Genomic DNA, 626 nt, shown 5'->3' with positions numbered 1-626 from the left:
GTTGATCGAGATAACTAGAAACAGTGTGATGAAAATGAAGGTCCTTGTTTTCTTCGTTGCTACAATTTTGGTAGCATGGCAATGCCATGCGTACGATATGTTCCCTCTCCGAATGAACACTGGCTATGGTGCCCGTACTCCGGAGGTGAGATGCGCAAGTTGGAGGCTTGCTGTGGAAGCACACAACATCTTTGGCTTTGAGACCATTCCTGAAGAGTGCGTTGAAGCAACAAAGGAATACATCCATGGCGAACAATATAGATCAGACTCCAAAACAGTTAACCAACAAGCTTACTTTTATGCCAGAGACCTCGAAGTCCATCCCAAGGACACATTTGTGTTCAGTATAGATGGCACCGTACTCTCTAATATTCCATACTACCAAAAACATGGATATGGGGTGGAGAAATTTAACTCGACCTTGTATGATGAATGGGTTAACAAGGGCAATGCACCGGCACTGCCCGAGACTCTTAAGAATTACAACAAGCTGGTGTCTCTTGGCTTCAAGATTATATTCTTGTCAGGAAGAACACTGGACAAAGAGGCCGTAACAGAAGCAAACTTAAAGAAGGCTGGCTACCACACATGGGAAAAATTAATTCTCAAGGATCCACAAGATCCTT

General features: G+C 43.8%; 1 protein-coding gene. It reads left to right on the top strand.

The window, feature by feature from the left end; all coding sequences use genetic code 11:
- Positions 1–34: 34 nt before the first annotated feature.
- Positions 35–626, top strand: a 592-nt coding sequence (locus IEY24_RS33210; RefSeq protein WP_229223392.1) for a vegetative storage protein, incomplete at its 3' end; no start/stop codon positions are given.

The sequence above is a fragment of the Dyadobacter endophyticus genome (assembly GCF_014641595.1).
GTDB classification, from domain to species: domain Bacteria; phylum Bacteroidota; class Bacteroidia; order Cytophagales; family Spirosomataceae; genus Dyadobacter; species Dyadobacter endophyticus.
The sequence above is the reverse complement of the archived record's forward strand: the minus strand, read 5'-3'. Positions and strand labels throughout refer to the sequence as shown.